Annotated in this window: 15 protein-coding genes and 1 riboswitch; of the genes, 8 read left to right on the top strand and 7 right to left on the bottom strand. The window is 44.9% G+C overall.

Annotation, left to right across the window (positions count from 1 at the left end; all coding sequences use genetic code 11):
* Positions 1-101 precede the first annotated feature (101 nt).
* Complete coding sequence (locus tag EKG39_RS08550) at positions 102-431, top strand: YciI family protein (protein ID WP_126505280.1); 330 nt, start codon at positions 102-104, stop codon at positions 429-431.
* A gap of 72 nt (positions 432-503) precedes the next feature.
* Here EKG39_RS08550 and EKG39_RS08545 read toward each other — a convergent pair whose 3' ends face one another.
* Together EKG39_RS08545 and EKG39_RS08540 are read right to left on the bottom strand one after the other, a co-directional pair.
* Positions 504-1,271 carry a DUF3108 domain-containing protein gene (locus EKG39_RS08545; RefSeq protein ID WP_126505279.1) on the bottom strand — a complete coding sequence of 256 codons (768 nt, stop codon included), beginning with the start codon at positions 1,269-1,271 and terminating at the stop codon, positions 504-506.
* Positions 1,272-1,480: 209 nt separating this feature from the next.
* Positions 1,481-1,807, bottom strand: a complete 327-nt coding sequence (locus EKG39_RS08540) for an MGMT family protein (protein WP_126505357.1) — start codon at positions 1,805-1,807, stop codon at positions 1,481-1,483.
* Positions 1,808-2,048: 241 nt separating this feature from the next.
* On the opposite strand from EKG39_RS08540, the gene EKG39_RS08535 reads away from it, so the two are divergent.
* Positions 2,049-2,735, top strand: coding sequence for a hypothetical protein (locus tag EKG39_RS08535; protein WP_126505278.1), 687 nt, complete (start codon positions 2,049-2,051; stop codon positions 2,733-2,735).
* Between the two features lie 107 nt (positions 2,736-2,842).
* On the opposite strand, the gene EKG39_RS08530 is transcribed toward EKG39_RS08535, so the two are convergent.
* Positions 2,843-4,564, bottom strand: coding sequence for an MFS transporter (locus EKG39_RS08530; protein WP_126505277.1), 1,722 nt, complete (start codon positions 4,562-4,564; stop codon positions 2,843-2,845).
* Between the two features lie 487 nt (positions 4,565-5,051).
* Between EKG39_RS08530 and def the strand changes: the two genes are divergently transcribed.
* The gene (def, locus tag EKG39_RS08525; protein ID WP_126505276.1) at positions 5,052-5,543 is read left to right on the top strand and encodes a peptide deformylase; all 492 of its coding nucleotides are present in this window, start codon (positions 5,052-5,054) and stop codon (positions 5,541-5,543) included.
* Positions 5,544-5,650: 107 nt separating this feature from the next.
* Here the strand turns inward: def and EKG39_RS08520 are convergent, their stop codons facing one another.
* A complete protein-coding gene (locus EKG39_RS08520; protein WP_126505275.1) occupies positions 5,651-7,063 on the bottom strand; it encodes a HAMP domain-containing sensor histidine kinase in 1,413 nt (470 codons plus the stop codon).
* Positions 7,064-7,273: 210 nt separating this feature from the next.
* Here EKG39_RS08520 and EKG39_RS08515 point away from each other — a divergent pair, with 210 nt between their 5' ends.
* Positions 7,274-7,807, top strand: a complete 534-nt coding sequence (locus tag EKG39_RS08515) for a tRNA-uridine aminocarboxypropyltransferase (RefSeq protein ID WP_126505274.1) — start codon at positions 7,274-7,276, stop codon at positions 7,805-7,807.
* 141 nt (positions 7,808-7,948) lie between these two features.
* Here EKG39_RS08515 and EKG39_RS08510 read toward each other — a convergent pair whose 3' ends face one another.
* From EKG39_RS08510 to trhA, 3 genes are all read right to left on the bottom strand, one after another.
* Entirely contained in the window at positions 7,949-11,413 is a 3,465-nt protein-coding gene (locus EKG39_RS08510; RefSeq protein ID WP_126505273.1) for a zinc-dependent metalloprotease, read from the bottom strand.
* 26 nt (positions 11,414-11,439) lie between these two features.
* A complete protein-coding gene (locus EKG39_RS08505) occupies positions 11,440-12,309 on the bottom strand; it encodes a hypothetical protein (RefSeq protein ID WP_246028447.1) in 870 nt (289 codons plus the stop codon).
* Positions 12,310-13,437: 1,128 nt separating this feature from the next.
* On the bottom strand, positions 13,438-14,118 hold the full coding sequence (trhA, locus tag EKG39_RS08500; RefSeq protein WP_126505272.1) for a PAQR family membrane homeostasis protein TrhA: 681 nt from the start codon (positions 14,116-14,118) through the stop codon (positions 13,438-13,440).
* Between the two features lie 467 nt (positions 14,119-14,585).
* Positions 14,586-14,684: riboswitch (TPP riboswitch) on the top strand.
* A 244-nt stretch (positions 14,685-14,928) separates the two neighbouring features.
* Here trhA and thiC point away from each other — a divergent pair.
* Genes thiC through thiS form a run of 4 tightly spaced genes read left to right on the top strand, consistent with a single transcriptional unit; the run spans position 14,929 to position 19,532 of the window.
* Complete coding sequence (gene thiC / locus EKG39_RS08495) at positions 14,929-16,887, top strand: phosphomethylpyrimidine synthase ThiC (protein WP_246028446.1); 1,959 nt, start codon at positions 14,929-14,931, stop codon at positions 16,885-16,887.
* A 3-nt stretch (positions 16,888-16,890) separates the two neighbouring features.
* Positions 16,891-18,474 (top strand): thiamine phosphate synthase, encoded by a 1,584-nt coding sequence (thiE, locus tag EKG39_RS08490; protein ID WP_126505271.1) that lies wholly within the window; start codon positions 16,891-16,893, stop codon positions 18,472-18,474.
* Entirely contained in the window at positions 18,467-19,300 is an 834-nt protein-coding gene (locus EKG39_RS08485) for a HesA/MoeB/ThiF family protein (protein WP_126505270.1), read from the top strand. Before thiE ends, EKG39_RS08485 begins: the two co-directional genes overlap by 8 nt.
* The gene (thiS, locus tag EKG39_RS08480) at positions 19,287-19,532 is read left to right on the top strand and encodes a sulfur carrier protein ThiS (protein WP_126505269.1); all 246 of its coding nucleotides are present in this window, start codon (positions 19,287-19,289) and stop codon (positions 19,530-19,532) included. Before EKG39_RS08485 ends, thiS begins: the two co-directional genes overlap by 14 nt.
* The last annotated feature ends 1 nt before the right edge of the window (position 19,533 follow it).

Genomic DNA, 19,533 nt, shown 5'->3' with positions numbered 1-19,533 from the left:
AGTATTTTGCTATTCTTGAACTGGATTCTTACTTGCTATCTATCTAAGGCGCGTTACTAGACGCGATAAGTTTTTATTTAACCGGGGTTTTCGGATATTCAATGAATCAATTTATCTATCAATTGCGCCCAACCAGAGTTGAGATGCTGTCTGAAGGGCCTGATGAACAGGAAGCGTTAGCTATCGAGGAGCATTTTCATTATCTGCAACGCTTAAATGAGGATAAACTTGTATTGATGGCCGGCCGTACTCTTACTCAGGATGAAAGTACTTTTGGGATCGTGATTCTTGAAGTTGATTCTGAGTCATCGGCTACAGCAATAATGCAGAAGGACCCTGCAGTTGCGAAAGGAGTGATGAAGGCGGTGTTGTATCCCTTTAGAGTTGCATTTTGGTCGGAAAGAGAATGTTCAATTAATAGTGCGACCTAATTGGTATTCAAACTGAAATTGATCGCGCCTTATCATGTTGCACCGCCAATATTGGCGATACAACATGATAAATTATAGTGGCGTGATAACCTTGGAGCTCATGGGCTCAGTGTTGACGGTTTGTTGCTCTTGACTGAATTGATAACTGAGTAGTTTAATATCGAGTTGCTTGCTACCCTTTTCGAAGTGAGTCAGGCGTATCGGAAGGAAACCTAAATCCGGCGCCATCCAAAAGAATGTCTGTCTTTTTGTGTTATCCCTGATCACTTCGATCTTGATGGTTTCATAACTGCCACTTTCAATGTTCATTCTCTCTTTTCCGACGACTTTAAAGCCGTACTCATCGAGCTCTCCGCTTTTCACCATGACGTAATGTAACTCTTTCTTACCCTGAGCTAAGTCGAGACGAAATTGCAGTTGTACCATTAAGGGATCATATAAGATGTCTGTGTAGGGCAGCTTTGCTCTTTCATCTTTATAGCGACTGTGAACCACCTCTTGCCCCTTGGCAAATGCCGCCTGCTCTTGATAACTTGGACCCGTGCCTTTACGGTTATGGGTATAGCGCATGGGGGTAAGCTGTTGATTGTTCAAGGTGAAGTCACTGAACATACTTCTCTTGTCGGAGAGTACTAACAAACTTAAGTCACTATCGAAACGGTAGTGATATAGGTTTCCCTCGGCACTTGGCAGTTGGTACCTGGCTTTGCCCAGTTCGATGCTGCCATAATTGACCTGATATTCTGCCGTATGTGGCGTCAGAGGCCCGGGCTCTGCGCTTAGCAAAAAACTAAAGCATAATAAATTCGTTGCCAGTACGAGTCGTTTACCGATAGACAATGAGAGCTCCTTAAAACAGATTTTTCAACATACTCATTCAAGTATGAGCATAGCAATATTTTACTAACCTTGATAATCAGACAAGTTTAATCCTTTTCAGTTCACTGAACTCTGTCTCTTCTCGACATGCTGAACCCAGGATTTTTAAGTGTTTTGGGTATATCTCCAATTCAAGTGAGGAGCGGCTTTATCTTTTGGGACCATAGCGCTTAAAATGGAATCGCTAGAACTAAGGTTGCAATATCAGGTTGCCACTCATAGTCTTGTAATTTAATTTTTCCACGAATAACCTCAACACCTTCGAGCCTAAGCAGTTCCATCTGCTCCTGATAGGGTTGTGAGGTTTCTTTAAAAGATATTCGTCCTTGACTGTTAATTACCCTGAACCAAGGCAAATTCATCGCTTGTGGCGCTGATTTTAGTGCCTTAGATACATATCGGGCTCTTCCCGGTAAACCTGCCAGATCGGCAACTTTTCCGTATGAAGTTACTGTGCCCTCAGGGATCATCCCTACGATAAACCAGATCTTCTCCATCGGTGAGAAAGATTTCTGTTCAGTCACCGCTGCTCCATTTAATTTCAGATACTCACCTGATTATCTTATCCTCTAAAAATGAAACAGGCCAGAATACATGCCGAAAGCTGATACCACTTGATACCTTTGTTTGTATTTGGCTTGCATGTTGCGCACTAGCTAAGGTGTTGTAATTATTTGTAAAGTATGTTGAGCGGCCTTACTTTGACTGTGATAATGATATTTTTTTCCGGTGTTAGCAATGTATTTCAATAATAAGGGGGGACTGTCCGTAACCCTCATTTTTCTCTGCCTCTCCAGTGCAGTAAATGCGCAAACCATCCGTCATATTGCCGATCCACTCAATTTAACCAGCACCTTAGGTGCTGGTTTCGATGCCGACGTCCTTAAAGTCGCGGGTCGATTAGGTGGTGAGAGCCAAAAAATTGAATTAAATTCAAATTTTGGTGGGGATAAGTGGCACCTCGCTTATCTCTATTCTCCTCAAAGCGCGTTGAGTAACTGGAATTTAAGCGCGTCGATTAAACATGGAAAAACAGATACGGAAATAGGTCGCTTTAACCATTACCAATATCAACTTGGCGTTATCAGCGAATTTAATGGCTGGATGGATAGCGCCATTTTTACTGAGTTAGGGGCAAATTACCTGAGTGTGAAAGATAACCCCAATAGTGACAGTATCACGGCAAACGCCAGTGTAACTGTTCTCAAACCATGGAGCGACAGGTGGTACAACACCTTAGTTGCACAGGGCAGTGCTGCAATCGATGGCAGTGAGCGTTATGAGACTCACGCCTGGCTATCACTTGGGTACCGCGTGACTGAGCGCTGGTCCTGGGAGATCCGATATCGTTATGAATCCAATCAATATGAGAACTTCAGTGAAGAGGAGACGAAGTGGGGCATCGCCGTACAATCTCAATTTTGATTGAAGTATGGTCATTCATTGTAATAGCCAGGATTCGGCCACTGATAATTAACGCCAATAAGAGGTGTTAATTATCAGTGTCCGATATACCAATTGATAATAGTTAGCTATAGCGCCTCTGCCGTCTCATGTTGTTGTACATTTTCTTGCGAATTGATAGCACCAAACTTATGAAACAGGACCAAACCTAAAGCGGTAACTAAACCAAATCCTCCTATGATGTACCACATCAGATCGGGTCGATGGGCACTCTTTGCCACTTCCCCGTAGAGATAGCCTGACAGGGGGCCTGCAAGTAAGAAACCGATAGCAGAGGAGACAAAGTAATAGCCCATAAACATGGCTTTCTTGTCGTTTGGTGCGAAACTGGCCACGTACTCCTGACTCTTTGGTGAGGCAACCATTTCGCCGATCGAGAAAACCAGGATTGATGTCAGTACCATAAAGCCGCCCATTACCATTCCGTGAGCAACGCCACCGAGTGCCGTACCTAAGGATATGATAATGGTACCGGCAACTAAAATGGGGAGAGCTTGAAAACGTTCGATGAAGCGACTGATCATCACTTGCAGCAGAACAATTGATAGGAAGTTCAGTCCAATCAGGTACTCGGGGTTTACTTGTCTGTGTTGCTCGATCCAGCTTTGTGAATAATCGATGACAGCTGACGGATCTTGCGCGATGGCAGCTAACCCGATATTCAACTCGGTTACCGGAACCATTATCTTAGAGTGGACCAGTTCAAAATAGGCCTGATTGATATCAATCTCGTTGGTGGCAACCGCCTGAGAGAGTCTGACGAGTTCAGTTTGTAGTGTGTGAGCATCGACAGGGGCTAAAAAGGACAATAGATCAGGGTATTGGGCCAACATGAGAACAAGATCTGAAGTATCGACAAAGTCACGAATAAAGATTGGCAAGGTGATGAATATCTGCTGATACACCATCCAGAAACCTGACAAGATCAGAAGGTAGATTACGAAAGGTTTATTACCCAGGCTGATTTTCTGTCTGTACCAGGGAGCTTTCCGGCTCGAGCTGGCACTAATATCCCACAGAAAGTGGCCAATAAACCAAACAAAATAGATGATTAATGTCGTTTCTCCAGATAGCCATTTTGCGCCATAAGACATTAATATTATCAAGGTTCCAAAAAATAGCATCGCAAAACGTACATTACCCAAAACCTGCTGAATATCAGCAAACACAGCCCTCAAGGGTTTTCCTTTTTGCTCACAGGGATCGGTAGGTTCTTTATAAAAAAGCAGAGCAGGGATGAAGTTAACCGCTATCCAGAACGACGACATGATAAATACCCAGTCCCAGCTGATAGCCCGAACGTATCCGGCAATAAAGGGCCCCAGAAATCCACCTATGTTGACCATCATATAGAATATGCCGAAACCCAGCCCTCGATTGGTTTCATCGGTCGTGCGGGCAATAGTGCCTGTGACAACAGGCTTAAAACAGGCTGCACCCAGGGCGACGCCCATAAAGGCGATAAAGAAGCCGGCGAATGAGTCGACCTGTCCTAAAATAAAATAGCTTGGGCACATGATGAGATAGGCGGTTAAGAACATCTTGCGATATCCATAGCGGTCGGCTAATGCCCCGGTTAATACCGGGAAGAGGTAGAGGAAAAAAGGGATCATTCCCTGAAGAAGTCCACGTTCTTGCTCGCTGAAACCTAATCCTCCCTGACGAGCCGGAGAGGTCATATAGAGAGACGACAGGGTAAAAAAACCATACCAGGCAAGGCGTTCAAATATCTCCATCGTATTAGCAACGAAGAAGGTTTTCGGTAAAGGCGTACGTGCTACTCGCGACATATATAATCCGTATATTGTATACACTCGGAGCGATGTTAGCGATTTAACGCTATGATTACAAGTTGTGCTGTCCATATGAGTAGACAAATACAGTAACTGCTTTGATATTGATGGATAATACCAGTTCCATTAAATATGTGATTAATTCAGAGCTGTCTCAGGGCTTTCAATTCTAGGCGCATTGTTGAAGAAATGGTTATTCCCTTTTGAGACTATGCAACGCAGTAGTGGAAGTCCTGAGAAGCTCACATAGTGCGGGTTTAAAATCACTTTATGCTGCGTATGTGGTTTTCGATATAGAATAACTATTAGCTACAATCCACTTACTTACCTACAGTGATTTTAATTCCCGCTGAATGACCAACTATTTAATGGAATTGGTATAATATCGATGGCAACTATCTGAATATTTAGTTAAGCCAGAGTTGCCTTTAAGGATAATTAGGTCATAATGACGCCAAATTTTTTCAATATGTGATTTTTTACCATGGCTGTACTGGATATTCTGACAATCCCCGATGAACGTTTAAAAAGAAAAGCTCAACCTGTTAAGGATATCGAATCGGTACAAGGCTTTATTGATGATCTGCTTGACACCATGTATGACACCGAAGACGGTATTGGTCTGGCTGCGACTCAGGTCGGCAGTTTACATGCCATTCTGGTCATAGACTTGTCACCGGAGCGTGATCAGCCTCAAGTTCTGATCAACCCTGAAATCATAGAAGCCGAAGGGGACTTTGTCGGTGAAGAGGGCTGTTTGTCTATTCCCGGTTACAGAGCAAAAGTCACCCGAAGTGAAAAAGTTAAGATAAAAGCCCTGGACCGTACCGGAACACCGTTCGAGATTGAAACCGATACCTTCCTGGCCATAGTGATACAGCATGAGATGGATCATCTTCAAGGCGTGGTGTTTACCGATCACCTGTCTAAGCTTAAACAGCAGATAGCCTTAAAAAAGGTTAGCAAGTATAAGTAAGCGTGAGCCCGTCGTTTTATCTTGAAATGCGCCCAAGCTTTAAACTATGGGCGCAAAACTCAAGTCTCTACTGAAGTCGCTAAATTTAAGTGCCTAAACTTAAGTCACTAGACTGATGGGCATTTTAGGTTAAGCGGTAGACTCATGCTAATGCACAGGCCGCCACCGCCACAGTTTCGGGCACTGACTTCACCGCCGAGCAACTTGATGCTCTGCTTTACTATGGCAAGTCCTAAGCCGTAACCGCCCTGACTCGAGTGACGGGCCTCGTCCATTCTCGTAAATGGGTTAAACAGAGTGATGAGTTCGTCTTTGTTAATCCCCGGCCCATCATCTTGTAAATCTAACCTGAGTGTCTCATCAAGAGCCCAACAGCTCACCATGATGCTACAGTCCTGGCCCGCATATTTAAGGGCATTTCTAAGTACATTCTCTATGGCGCTGATGAGGTAACTTGAATCTGTGTATAAGGGGATATCCTCGCCCGGTTCAGCCCACTGGATTGTTTGCTTTTCCCCGGCTTCAAATTCAATATCCCTGAGTATTTGGTGCCTTAATGAACTGATTGAAAATGAACTTGGATTGAGATCGATATTGGTATTATTAAGGCGGCTGAATCTAAGAATACTGTCGATAAGCTTTGCCATCTGTTCATTTTGATCTTTAAATCTCGATATCAGAGGCATCTGCTGAGCTGTGGCTTGTTTCTCTAACAGGTGGAGAGCAATCTCTTGCCGGGCCAGCGGCGTTCTCAATTCATGGGAGACATCTCTCAATAATCTCTCTTGGTTTTGCATACTGTTTTGCAACTGCTCGGCCATATAATCAAACTCAGTTGCGAGATGATAAAACTCAGGCTCTTTTACAGAAAAGTGATGAGCGATCCGTGTGGTTAACTCACCACCCGCTAGCGCCTTTGTGCCCATTTGGAGATGGGTTAAAGGGCGGATCAGGTAGCGACCCAACAGGGAGGAGAAGAGAAATAACACTGTAATACCGACTAAGGATCTGATGAGCCAAAGGCTGCCGCTTAATTGCTGCGCCGGATGGAGATCGGCATTAAGCTGAACGACTAAAGTTAATGGAAAGTCGGCGTTTAAGGTATCAAACAGAGGTATACCGATCAGGGGCTTTCTAACGCGATCTCCCATTGGCTGTTGTAACTGCCGCATATATTGCAATTTGAAGACAAAGTGGGGATGCATCTCTCGCTGACTCACTGAGTGCTGGTTTTTATCTAAGATATAGAGAGTGAAATCCTGCTGTTCTTCCCATTTAGCAAGCCCTTCAATATCGTTTTTTTCCAAAAGCGCTTTGGCTTCATGTGCCAGCTTTTGCAGGTGTTCCTGGGTCGATGTGGGCAGAGTGAGCAGTTGATTCAGTACAACGCTCTCAATAGCAGTCGCTATGAGCAAGATGGCCAGGAGTGAGACTGCGAAGTAACTAAAGAGTTTAAGCTGAAGCCTTGAGAAGAGTCCTGTAAAGGGGAGAAACATATTGGGTGACTTCATTTTACTCATTTACTCTACTTATTCATATTAGTCATTATTTCCACTCATTCATCTTGAATGACTGGTAATAATAATCGTTCTCATCACATTATCTTAGTCGCTGACTATATGCCAGATTCAAGCTTGATAAATTTGAACCCCAGCGACTATTCGTTAGATAATGCAACGCTGTGTAGCTAGTAATACCAATTGGTATTAGATAAAAATTAAGAAATATCGATGAATGTGATCTTATTAACCCATGAAAGAGAAGTCGATCGCCCAACTAACACTGGCGCATTGGCATTGAAGGCTTACCCGCAATGGTGTCGACGAATAATCTGGTCGCGGGTTCATCCCGATGAAGCTTTATTGCTGAGCCTGCAGCAAGCGGATGCGGCGGTCTTGTATCCGGCTGTGACCGAAGAGGCATTATCCGGCGAGGCAAGTGGCGATTCGATAAACTTTGAGTCGCAGTCTTCAGGTCCATACTTGAGGGAATTACCTGAAACCTTGGTCATTATCGATGCGACCTGGCAAGAGGCCAGAAAAATGATACGCCAAAGCCCCTATCTGAAGCAGGCAAATAAATTTTCGCTTCCCGAGGCCGATACTTCACAGTTTAAATTACGGCGAAATCAGGTGGAAGGTGGCCTGTGTACCCTGGAATGCATCATCAGGCTGTGTTCACTCAAGGGCTTGTGTCAAGAGGCTGAATATCTGGCACAGCTGTTTGTTGCTATGAATGAAGGTCACTCAGGAAAAACAGGTTAAAAAAGGGGAGTTAAGCAGAAGAGTGTTAAACATAAAAATGTCGCCGAGGATATGAGCCCCGACGACATGTTTTTTATTGCTTTTTTGTTTCGCCTTACCAATCACTTAGAAGGATATAAGCGATCAAGTTATTTGCTGTCTTTAACTGAGAACCGGCAGATAGGTAAGAGTCAGGCGATCGCGTTTGAGCTGACCATTCAATAGCTCACCAACCGTACCCGATGAAAGTTCAACATCCATCGAACCTGGGTTATTAGCAATGAAGGCTTCAACACTCTCGATACGCTTGATAAGAGCCATCGCGAGTGTATTTTCCGCAGTTGCTACGTAGATACGACCGTTGAGCGAGATCTGAGACTGTACATCCAGCTGTGGACCCGCTAAGTGGATACCTACATATTCACGCCATACTCTGGCTTTTTGCTCTCCGAGATAGTCACTATCGACTGAGGCGAGAACGACCTGACGAAGCATCATCTCCAGCAGATTGCTCTTACCTTTAGGTTGACCGTTGACGGTGTCGAAGCCAAAGTAGCGCGATACCATGCGATCGTAGTTTGGTAGTGGCTCAATACTTTGAGTGGCAAAGTCGACGTAGTTAGGTAATAACTCATCGAGTTTACCACTTGCACCACATGACTCGACAAATAGCGCTGTGCCACCATTTGTGAGACCCGGACCATCGCCCATTACCATCTTGCATAGCATATCTTTGAAGTTATCGCCGACTTGCGGAAGGTCAACCAGTGCCTTATAGCCACGCCCGGTGGTACTGCGAGCTGTTGTACGGGAAACCAGTGCGCGAACCGCAAGCAGCTTGTCCGGCCATACACCTAATACGTCACGTTCGTTGACATAAGGGTGGTTTGGCGACGATGCCGGCACCTTAATACCGTTAAGCAGTCTTCCCGAGAACGCCACATCCATATCCAGCTTGTCATGGAAGCTTGGATTGATTGCGTAGTTAAGGATCAGCTCTTTGAGCGCCTCAGGTGAGTCAGAGAATTTACTTATAACTTCACCGGGTTCGAGCTGCGCCTTCATGTCGCCACTCTTGAAGCGGTACTGAGCAAGCAGTTCGGCAAAGTTATAGGATTTTCTCATGGCAACTGAGCCATCGTCCGCCATCTTAAAGGTGACATCGACGCTGGCATCGTTTTCACCGGCCAAGGTTAAGAAGAACTGAGCGGCATCGTTCAAGGCACGTTGGTTGTTACAGTACCAAGCCGTTGCAGAGTCATCTTTACATGGCTCGACGAAGTAGTTTTCCGGTAATCCGAAAATATTCTCCAGGCTACTGATATCTTCGACAAATTGGCGAATGTCATCGAAACGGCGCTTACGGCCAACGGTATAGCTGATAGTATGATCTTCGAACAGCGTCTGACGGTTATGTCTGAGGTTTGTGGTCTCATAGCTATCGTTATACTTATCGATATAGAACCGGGCAATATCGTTTAGGTTCTCGCCGGCATCACCACGGTTACAGTTGCTGTTCAATGATACGTGACCATCGGTACAGAATGAGTAACTACGTAGGTCGTGCTGCTGAGCGATGTTGTATAGTGCACCAAAGCGGGTATCACCATTGACGTTTCCATCGATAAGCTCCTGACGACGCTTTTCATCTTCCTCTTTAAGGGAGATAAACTGATTGCCTGTTTCAGTCTCTGGCTTAAGCTCGACCTCTCTGGCATAACCGAAGCGAAGCGCAGCTAAGTCATAAGGCTGTAGCATAGTGGCAAAACGGTTGACGTTATAGTCCATCTGGCTGGAGAACTCTGCTTTAGCCGTTAGGTTGGGATAACCCGCTGTAGAAAATGCATCATTGAGTGTTTTTAGTTCAACTTCACTGAACGTGTTATCGGCATCGGTACTACCAGAGAAATTATGTCTTAATCCGAAGGTATGACCAAGTTCGTGACTTAAGGTCCCGGCGAATGCCTGTGCAGCAAGTTGAGTCGTCAATTCATCTTGTAATGCGGTTGGCATCTCTTCGAAGGCGATAAGTTCATTGCCTATGTTACCGTCGACCCACAAGGATGGGTTTTTCCAGTTAATCTCGTGATCTTTCACACCTCTTGGCAGCTCACGATTTTTACCACCTTCAGCATATACAGTGTCCATATGCATCATGCTGTTTTCAGACCAAAATGCCTGAGTATCGGCATCAAATTTGACCAAGTTTTCGAAGGTGTTGTCTAGCGGTAATTGCGGAAGTGTGCTGGCTGCTACCTCTGGAGCGGTTTCAGGCTTGGCAAACATGCCTGCGCCAGCCGCTGTTTCTGCAACGTTTACCACTTGGGTAGTAGAGGTTGAGGTGTATGGTACACCGGTGAGCTCTGCTGCCGATGTTGCATCTAACTTGCCACGGTTATAATCGAGGCGTACCTGACGATAATAACGCACAGCACCTTGCTTGAGATTAGAACTGTACTGGTTGACACGGGCACTGACAATTTCACCGGTTGCTGGATTCGCTGCAGAGGGACCATAGCCTGCCAAACCATTATCCAGAGGCTCATCGAACAGCGTAATGTTACTGTAACGCAGGTCCCCATGGCGCTTATCATTCGCTTGTTCGATAACAAGTTCAGGGAAGCCTGTCTTGTAGAGCTTGTTTTGGATATTAAGTGCTGTGATGGTTTGATGTGCAGCGTCTAAATAAGGCTTGTTTTTTGGCAAGAAGAAGTTATTACTCATATAGTAAGTTAAGGTCTTCTTGGTTGGATCGACACGGTTCATGTAAGTACGAACATAACCATCAACTCCAGCGCTGTCCGTTGCATCACGATAGGCGTGATCCGATGTGAAGAATCCGTAGGTGCCGTTTTCGTTCGGGCTGTAAGGTATCGCCTGATAATCTTTATTAGCCAGCTCATCGATGGCAACGATTGAGATATATTCGGTGCTGGTGAATGAGAGATTATCCAGGCTGCCATTATAAAACTTATTGAGACACTGAGGTTCGGCTTGATAGGTGTGCTCAATTTCGACGTTGATGACACCTTTGGCCAGATCCATCTCATAGCCTTTCCAATCACCACTGTTGACTAAGCGTGGGTCTTCGGTTTCGGTAACGCATTGACCGAACATAAACAGATCGTTAATACCCAGTTCGGCAATCTTAGTTTCGGCAAAGTCAGGAACAAAATAGTTTTTGTCCTGCCACTTAAGATCGGCGTCCTTATTTTCCTCTTCGACGTTGATACATTCGCGCCATCTGTCTTCGGTACACTTGTAGTCGATATACTTACCGGGAATGGTAAGTACTGGCGCTTCGTTGTACTCGTCGGTATAACGAGAGTCATGGTCCAGTCCGATAGCATCACGATCTATTTGACGTACCTGGATCCCATTTGCTGTCTTGCGCAGGGTGACAAGTTTTGGGGTTCCCTGGGAGAAGCCGCGAATTGAAGCGGCGTAACGTGGCGCCTTTCCGACACTACGGATATAGAGATACTGGCGTTCGCCGGCCTTGTCTATGTCTGCCGTGGTGATCTGTTTTTCATCTTTGGGAAGTTCCTTATACGGTTCTTCTCCGGCGCCACAGCCAGTCAGAGCCCAAGCTCCTGTTATGGCCAAGCAAAGCGTTGACTTCTTCATTTATACCTCTTAATTAAATGTCTTGCTTATAAATATGTTGTTAGTGACAAGTAGAAGGTTGAGCTCTTCTTGTCGTAGACTTCGAAGCCCTGGGAAGGACCGATTTCGGGATCGTAGAACTTACCGCTGTTGTTGTGCCCGATAGCCGCAACCCAATCGGAGCTGAACTCCCAGCCCAGCTCTTGAGCAAAAGTAAACTGATCATCCATTCGTCTACCGTAGTAGTTTTTCGATATTCGATAGCGACCAGTAACATCAAAATAGAGGCTATCGGTAATTTGCCACTGGGCATCGACCAGAGTGTCGAACTGATGTTCGATTAATACTCTCTGACCCGCCGTCTTATACTTGTAGGCGTTATAGCGGTAGCGTGGAGACACGTAAAAACTCATTGAGTCGGTGGGAGTCCAGTACAGGTATCCAGCGATGCGGGGCGCATATTGCAGCCGGTCGAGTTTAGAGTAGTGATTTCCCGGAAGGTAGACACCGATACTCCCCCTGAGAAACAGGGAGTCAGAAAATACGTGGAATGGGGTTCTATAATCCAGCAGAGGGTCGTAGAAACTTGATTCTTTTCCATGAAGGGTTTGCTTCTCTCCACCGAGAGTCATTAACAAACTGCCCCAATCAGACTTATAACTTACACGGCTACTAAAGTTATATGCCTGGTAGGCGCTAAAAGTGTCAGAGTCATAGGCGTTACGGGTATAACCTAGGTTGATATAACCAGACCAGTTGGTTTCGACTTCCTTACGTGTTATTTCATACTCGTTAACGGCAAAAGCAGATGTTGAGCCTAACAAAGCACAGCCAGTCAAAGCGATGCAATATAAGTAATGAAACTTATTCGTTCCTTGCTTCACCTGCATAGAAGAAGGTGTGGGTGTTAATGACATATTTCAATCCAATATATTTAAATTAACAATATAAAAACCATTGAAAATTATTACCTGAAATCCGATAAGAATTTTCTAATTAAGTGTTCAAGAGGTTATTGATAAGTAAATATCAATCTGTAACCGAAAATCATTATTTGTATTTGATTTTGTTAAATCGCACGAATTAACCATATAGCATATTGTATTAGTGATGATTTTCAATTTCACCAATCATATTTATAACTCTTCAAGTGACAGCGATTGAACTTTATGTAACAGGTGTTGGCCGTTAAGTGCTTGTTCCTGCATGGTTAAATCGGCGTTGTTCAGCGATGAACCATCATTTACTTAATCTTATTTAGAAATTGATAAATAAGATAAGCATGTGTTAGATATTAAAGCTTTATACGATGAAATAAACTGTACACCATGCTGATAATTATATTGATAACACTTAATTATAAATTAGAGAAAAGCAATCAACGGTGTTACATGTTGATACATTTATTTGATGATATGTTTATATTAATTGTCTCGTCAACAATTACTTTAGTATTCATTGTGTGGAATGTTTAAGAATTCTGCATTAGATCAAATAAACTAACTGAGCTTGTTAATGTCGATGTATGAGCTTGTGGTTGGCTTGTGGCTTTATTGTTAATGGGTGTGGCTTGTTTTATGGGGGGGGGGGGGAGAAAATCTTGATACAATTAAAAGCTAAAAAATTGAATTTGTCCTAACACCAGATTCCGTTGTTTAAGGATAAAAAATCATTTAACGGCATGGGGGAAGCCTTAACTTAATATCAATACCGGCTGACACGTGTATCAGGCTTGTCTTATATTGAAATAATGCGTTTAATCGAAAATTCGCCCATATAATTTTTTGGGTAAATCATAAGGCTTAATGTGAGAGTGGTAATAAATTCGGTGTGATAAAACCATGAGTTTTCAGTGGATGGGCTTAAAGAGGGCAAGCCCGGTATACGTGTAGGGAAGGAAGCTTAATAAAACGATTTTGTGAATGACTATAATGGCCAGAATTGGTGAAGTGGAAAATTGACCGATAGAGGCTATTCCTCAACTCCATGCCGATATGTCTAGTCGACATTCCTTGTCGAGAAGAGGAGTTAGATTATAGGCCAATTCAGAGGAGTGTCAGGTACACACATAGGAAATGACTAATTGCTCCACCTAATACAAACAGGTGCCAGATAGCGTGGTTGTAGGGAATTTTTTTGCCCACATAAAAAATAACCCCCAAACTGTAAAAAATTCCGCCGGTTAGCAAAAGCTTGAAGCCCAAAGGGGACATGGCCGCAATAAGATCATTGATGACAGTCATGCACAGCCATCCCATAGCCAGATAAAGCGCGACACTTAACTTCTTAAACCTATGGATAAATAGGGTTTTAAAGAGCACACCACCTAAGGCTAAAGACCAAATTGAAATTAAGATCACCATCGCTTGAGTGCCCGTCAGGGCGATTAACATCAAGGGGGTATAGGTTCCCGCAATTAAGAAATAGATGGCACAATGATCTGCAATTTTAAGCTTATGTTTCAATGATGGATCTGCCACCGAATGGTACAGAGTAGAGCAGGCGAATAGTAGTATGATGCTGGCACAATAGATGACAACACCGATTAACTGAATATAGGTTAATGTTTCCTGGCCTTTGATTAAGGAAAAAATAAGACCGATTATCCCGGCGATTACACCCAGAGCATGACTCATGGCGTTTGCTGTTTCTTCACTCTTTGTGTAACCACTTGAATTAACGCTTATCGACGGCGAGGGAGTGGAATATAGTTCCTGTACAGGCATATTTAAGTCAACTTCTGGTAAGACCAATTGGGGTGAGTGTAACAGCATTTAATTGAAAATACCAAGCTTGAGCGTACACTTGTACGCTTAATCTTGTTGCAAACACACAGCCATAAAAAGAGTGGGTTTGAAATCTACTACTCTTGGATTAGGCGAGTCATAAACAGAAAATGAAAAATCGTAATATGGCTATTTATTAATGTTGATTGTGAATACTCGGCTTATCAAAACCTCAGAAACTTTAGCTTCTCTAAGCAAAATAGAGGAGGTAATTGAGTGTAAAACAAGCATGCAAATGATGATATTAATTCACTGCCAGGATTGAAATGGCCATTAAAAATGGGTTTGTTGTTAGCTAACAAGCTGTTTTAATTCTATTTATCTTGGAGCTGATATTGTGTTTCCTACCTGGCTAGAATAAAAAATAAATCGCTTGTTAAATTTATGGCATTAAGTCTATACTTCTCAGCATCTTGTCGGAGTGCCTTTAGGCTGAGACCGTTTATTCGGGATCCGTTGAACCTGATCGGGTTAATACCCGCGAAGGAAACAAGCATGATAATTACCCCCAATCTGTGCAATAAATATGAATAGTCGGGTACAGCTGTACCAATAAAACCTAGCTGAAATTATGTTTTATTATCGACATGTTACACTCGCACACATTGAAACCATTTTTCGAAGATATTTGTTAAACCGTCGATGAAAGGTTCGTAATTATCTGATGCATCTTCATGATTTTTGTCGATGCATTCGCTATTCAACTCTCCAGGCAAGCAACTTCATTCTTTTTTTAAAGTGAGATTGCTTATGTCTACACGTCGTGAAACCCGAGCTCAGGCTCAACAATTTATTGATAACCTAAAACCACTTCAACATCCAAATTCTGATAAGGTTTACTTAACCGGTAGCCGTGATGATATTCGGGTTGGTATGCGCCAAATACACCAATCAGATACCCTGATTGGTGGTACCGGAACTGATCCGATTTTAGAATCAAATCCACCACTTAAAGTCTACGACTGTGCCGGACCATATTCCGATCCCAATGCCAAGATTAATGTCCGTAAAGGTTTAGATAAGTTCAGAAAAGATTGGATCCTTGAGCGCAATGATACTGAGCAGTTGAATGCTGCGAGTTCTGGTTTTACCCAGCAAAGATTAGCCGATTATGGGCTCGACCATCTACGCTTCGACTCGCTTCTTTCACCCAGAAAAGCCAAGCAAGGCCAATGTGTTACCCAGCTCCATTATGCCAGACAGGGAATTGTTACCCCTGAAATGGAGTACATTGCCATCAGAGAAAATATGGCTTTGAGTGAATTGACCGATGAAGCGTTGACACAAAAAGCGCCAGGTGAAAGTTTCGGCGCCGCCATAAGTCAACCTATTACCCCGGAATTTGTCAGACAAGAGGTGGCAAGGGGACGAGCCATTATTCCACTCAATATTAACCATCCCGAAGCCGAACCTATGATTATCGGTCGTAATTTTTTGGTAAAAGTGAACGCCAATATTGGTAATTCAGCGGTGACCTCATCAATCGAGGAGGAGGTTGAAAAACTTGTTTGGTCGACGCGTTGGGGAGCCGATACGGTCATGGACCTATCGACGGGGCGATATATCCATGAAACAAGGGAATGGATCATACGCAACTCACCAGTGCCTATTGGTACCGTTCCAATCTATCAGGCTCTGGAAAAGGTCAATGGCGTTGCTGAAGATCTCACATGGGAGATCTTCAGAGATACTCTGCTTGAGCAGGCAGAGCAGGGCGTCGATTACTTTACTATTCATGCCGGCGTGTTACTCCGTTACGTACCTATGACAGCTAAACGCTTAACCGGTATTGTCTCGCGGGGCGGATCTATCATGGCTAAGTGGTGTCTCTCACATCATCTGGAAAACTTCCTGTATGAACACTTCCGCGATATCTGTGAACTTTGCGCCGCCTATGACGTTTCATTGTCACTCGGTGATGGCATGCGCCCTGGCTCCATTGCCGATGCCAATGATGAAGCACAGTTTTCAGAACTCGAAACTTTAGGTGAGTTAGTTAAGATTGCCTGGGAATACGACGTGCAGACAATTATCGAGGGGCCGGGTCATATTCCCATGAACTTGATTAAAGAGAACATGGATAAGCAGCTTGAGCTGTGTGATGAGGCGCCATTTTATACCTTAGGTCCTCAGACTACCGACATCGCACCGGGCTATGACCATTTCACTTCGGGGATCGGCGCGGCAATGATTGCCTGGTATGGTTGCGCCATGCTCTGCTATGTGACACCGAAAGAGCACTTAGGTTTGCCGAACAAGGAGGACGTAAAGCAAGGCCTGATCACCTATAAGATTGCCGCCCATGCAGGTGATGTGGCTAAAGGGCATCCAACTGCGCAGATCCGGGACAACGCCCTATCAAAGGCAAGATTCGAGTTTCGCTGGGAAGATCAATACAACTTAGGGCTGGATCCCGATACCGCAAGAGCTTATCACGATGAATCGCTGCCTCAGGAGTCGGCAAAGGTTGCCCATTTCTGCTCTATGTGTGGACCAAAATTTTGTTCGATGAAGATAAGCCAGGAGGTCAGGGAATATGCGGCGGCGCAGGAGGTTAAGCTACATACTGACACTGAGTTTAAGGCTAAAACTGTCAAAGAGTCGGGTATGGCTCAGATGTCTGCAGAGTTTAAGGCCAAAGGGGCTGCGCTCTATCATGAAAGTGGCGCGTTGGTGAAAGATGTAGAACTTGTAGAAGCTGAGGACTAGGCTATGACTAATTTAGAGCTGACATCGTCAGCTTTAAAGCCTGTGGTTTGGACAATCGCAGGCTCAGATAGCGGGGGAGGTGCAGGCATACAAGCCGATCTCGCGACAATAGATGATCTTGGATGCCACGGCTGTAGTGCCATCACTTGCCTGACCGCTCAGAACTCGGTGAGTGTGACTTTGGTTGAACCTGTGTCAGAGGAGATGCTACTTGCTCAACTTGATGTGCTACTCGCCGATCTAGCCCCCATGGCGATAAAGATTGGACTCCTGGCCAATCAAGAGCAGGTCAATTTGCTCGGTAAATGGCTCAATACCTCTTTACGTGAGTTTCAAAAAGCGAATGCAGTTGATGTGAACGTCATTCTTGACCCAGTGATGGTTGCCAGCTGCGGCGCACACTTTGCTAGCGATAAGCGTAGCGAAAACCAGCTCGACTTTCTGCCGTTCAAAGGGCTTATCACTCTCATCACACCCAACACGGCTGAGCTTAGTGTATTGTCCGGGTGTAGGCTTAAAGATTTGAGTGATTGTCATCAGGCTGCCAAAGCACTATCTAAGAGATTCGAATGTAACGTGTTGGCCAAGGGGGGGGATAAGGGAGCGGCGTGGCAAGCTGAAACCGCAAAAGATATATTTGTCTGCATTCAGGCGCCCGGTAGCGCTGTCATTTATCAACAACGAAGCTTCCTGCTTTCGAGCCCGAGGGTGGAGAGTACTAATAACCATGGTAGCGGCTGTACTCTAAGCTCGGCTATTGCCAGTGTTATGGCATGGGGCTTCGTACTTCATGATGCCGTAGTGGTTGCTAAGGCCTATGTCACAGAAGGTATAAAACAGAGTGGCCGGCCGGGGAAGGGGCCTGGCCCACTTGCTCGAACAGGCTGGCCAGCCAAGCTTGGTGGTTTTGCACACATATCTTCATTAGATGGTTGTGCTTCACTGCCTGACGATCTGAACTTTAAGCCTCTCGATGAGCGACTGGGTGTTTATCCGGTTGTCAGCGATGTCAGCATGTTGCAACTCTTGTTAGCTGCCGGGGCTAAGACCATTCAGCTGAGAGTAAAGGAGGCTGACGATTCTGACCTAGAGACTAAAATCATCAAGGCAATTCAATTAGGCCGGGACTATCAGGCGCAGGTCTTCATCAACGATTATTGGCAACTTGCCGTTAAACATCAGGCCTTTGGTGTACACCTGGGCCAGGAGGATCTCTATGAAGCAGATCTTTCCCATATTGCTCATTCCGGATTGGCACTTGGGGTATCGAGTCATAGCTACTTTGAGCTGTTACTCGCATCGCAACTTAACCCCTCTTATATTGCGCTTGGACATATTTTTCCGACAACGACTAAGGCTATGCCGTCTCTGCCACAGGGGCTTAATAAACTTAAACATTATGTTGACCTGTTGAAGGGACATTATCCTTTGGTCGCGATTGGCGGTATCGAGTTCAATCGACTTACCGCCGTGAAGAAAACGAATGTCGACGATATCGCTGTAGTGCGTGCGGTAACAGAAGCCGATGACCCTGCGTGTGCCTATGAAACGCTGGTTGCAGCCTGGGAGGGTCTCGAGCATGAATGATTTAGATTTTGTCAGGTACTCCAGGCAGATCCTGCTCAACGAGGTGGGAGAATCTGGTCAGGATTCACTATCGTCATGTCATGTTATTGTCATCGGCGTAGGAGGATTAGGTTCGCTGGTGAGTCACCAGCTCGCGGCGGCTGGTGTAGGCAGGTTAACCTTAGTTGATCATGACTGCGTCGAATTATCTAACCTGCCCAGACAACTTTTGTTTAATGACAGTGATATCGGCAAGAGTAAAGCGATCACGGCGAGAGACAAGCTGGCTTTGGCCTACAGCCAATGCAAAATCGTCTCTATCACAGATCAATTTGGTCCGGAAAATGGTGCATCCATTGTAAACATGGCCGACATGGTTATTGATTGCACCGATAATTTCCCCTCACGTCAGCAGGTGAACAGGTTTTGCGTCGACGCGCTGCGTCCCTTAGTCACCGCTTCTGTGGCACATTTTCAGGGCCAGATATTCACGGTCGATACCAAGTCTGCGCCTGAGTCCGGTTGTTATCATTGTCTGTTTCCAACAGACTCTCAGGTATCAGAAACCTGCCGCAGCGTGGGGGTATTAGGACCTATGGTTGGGGTGATGGCCTCTATGCAAGCGTTAATGGCCATCAATCACCTGCTCGGTATCGGGCAAGGATCAGGAAAACTGATGAGATTTGATGGCGTCAGCTTTAAGTGGAGAGAAGCCTCGCTGAGCCGGGATCCACAGTGCGATGTCTGTGGTGTGAAAGCTAAGGAGTCGGGTTATCACCAATCCGCTCACGAACAGTCTTGCAGTAAAGAGTCTATTCATAAGGAGTCTTGTCATGCACCTAACTAAAGCCCCCCTTGATTTGAAACATGTCAGTACCATCACGGTCTCTATCAATGACCAGCCTTATATAATTGCCGAAACACTCTCCATAGAGGGACTCTTACTGGCTCAAAATATTGCTATAAATTCGGTTGCCGTCGTTTGTAACTCACAGGTAGTGACGAAAGGGCAGTGGAAAGAGCAAAGGTGTATTGAGGGCGATAGCTTTGAAATATTTGCCGTTGTGGCAGGAGGGTAAG

The sequence above is a fragment of the Shewanella atlantica genome (assembly GCF_003966265.1).
In the GTDB taxonomy this organism is placed as follows: Bacteria; Pseudomonadota; Gammaproteobacteria; order Enterobacterales; family Shewanellaceae; genus Shewanella; species Shewanella atlantica.
The sequence above is the reverse complement of the archived record's forward strand: the minus strand, read 5'-3'. Positions and strand labels throughout refer to the sequence as shown.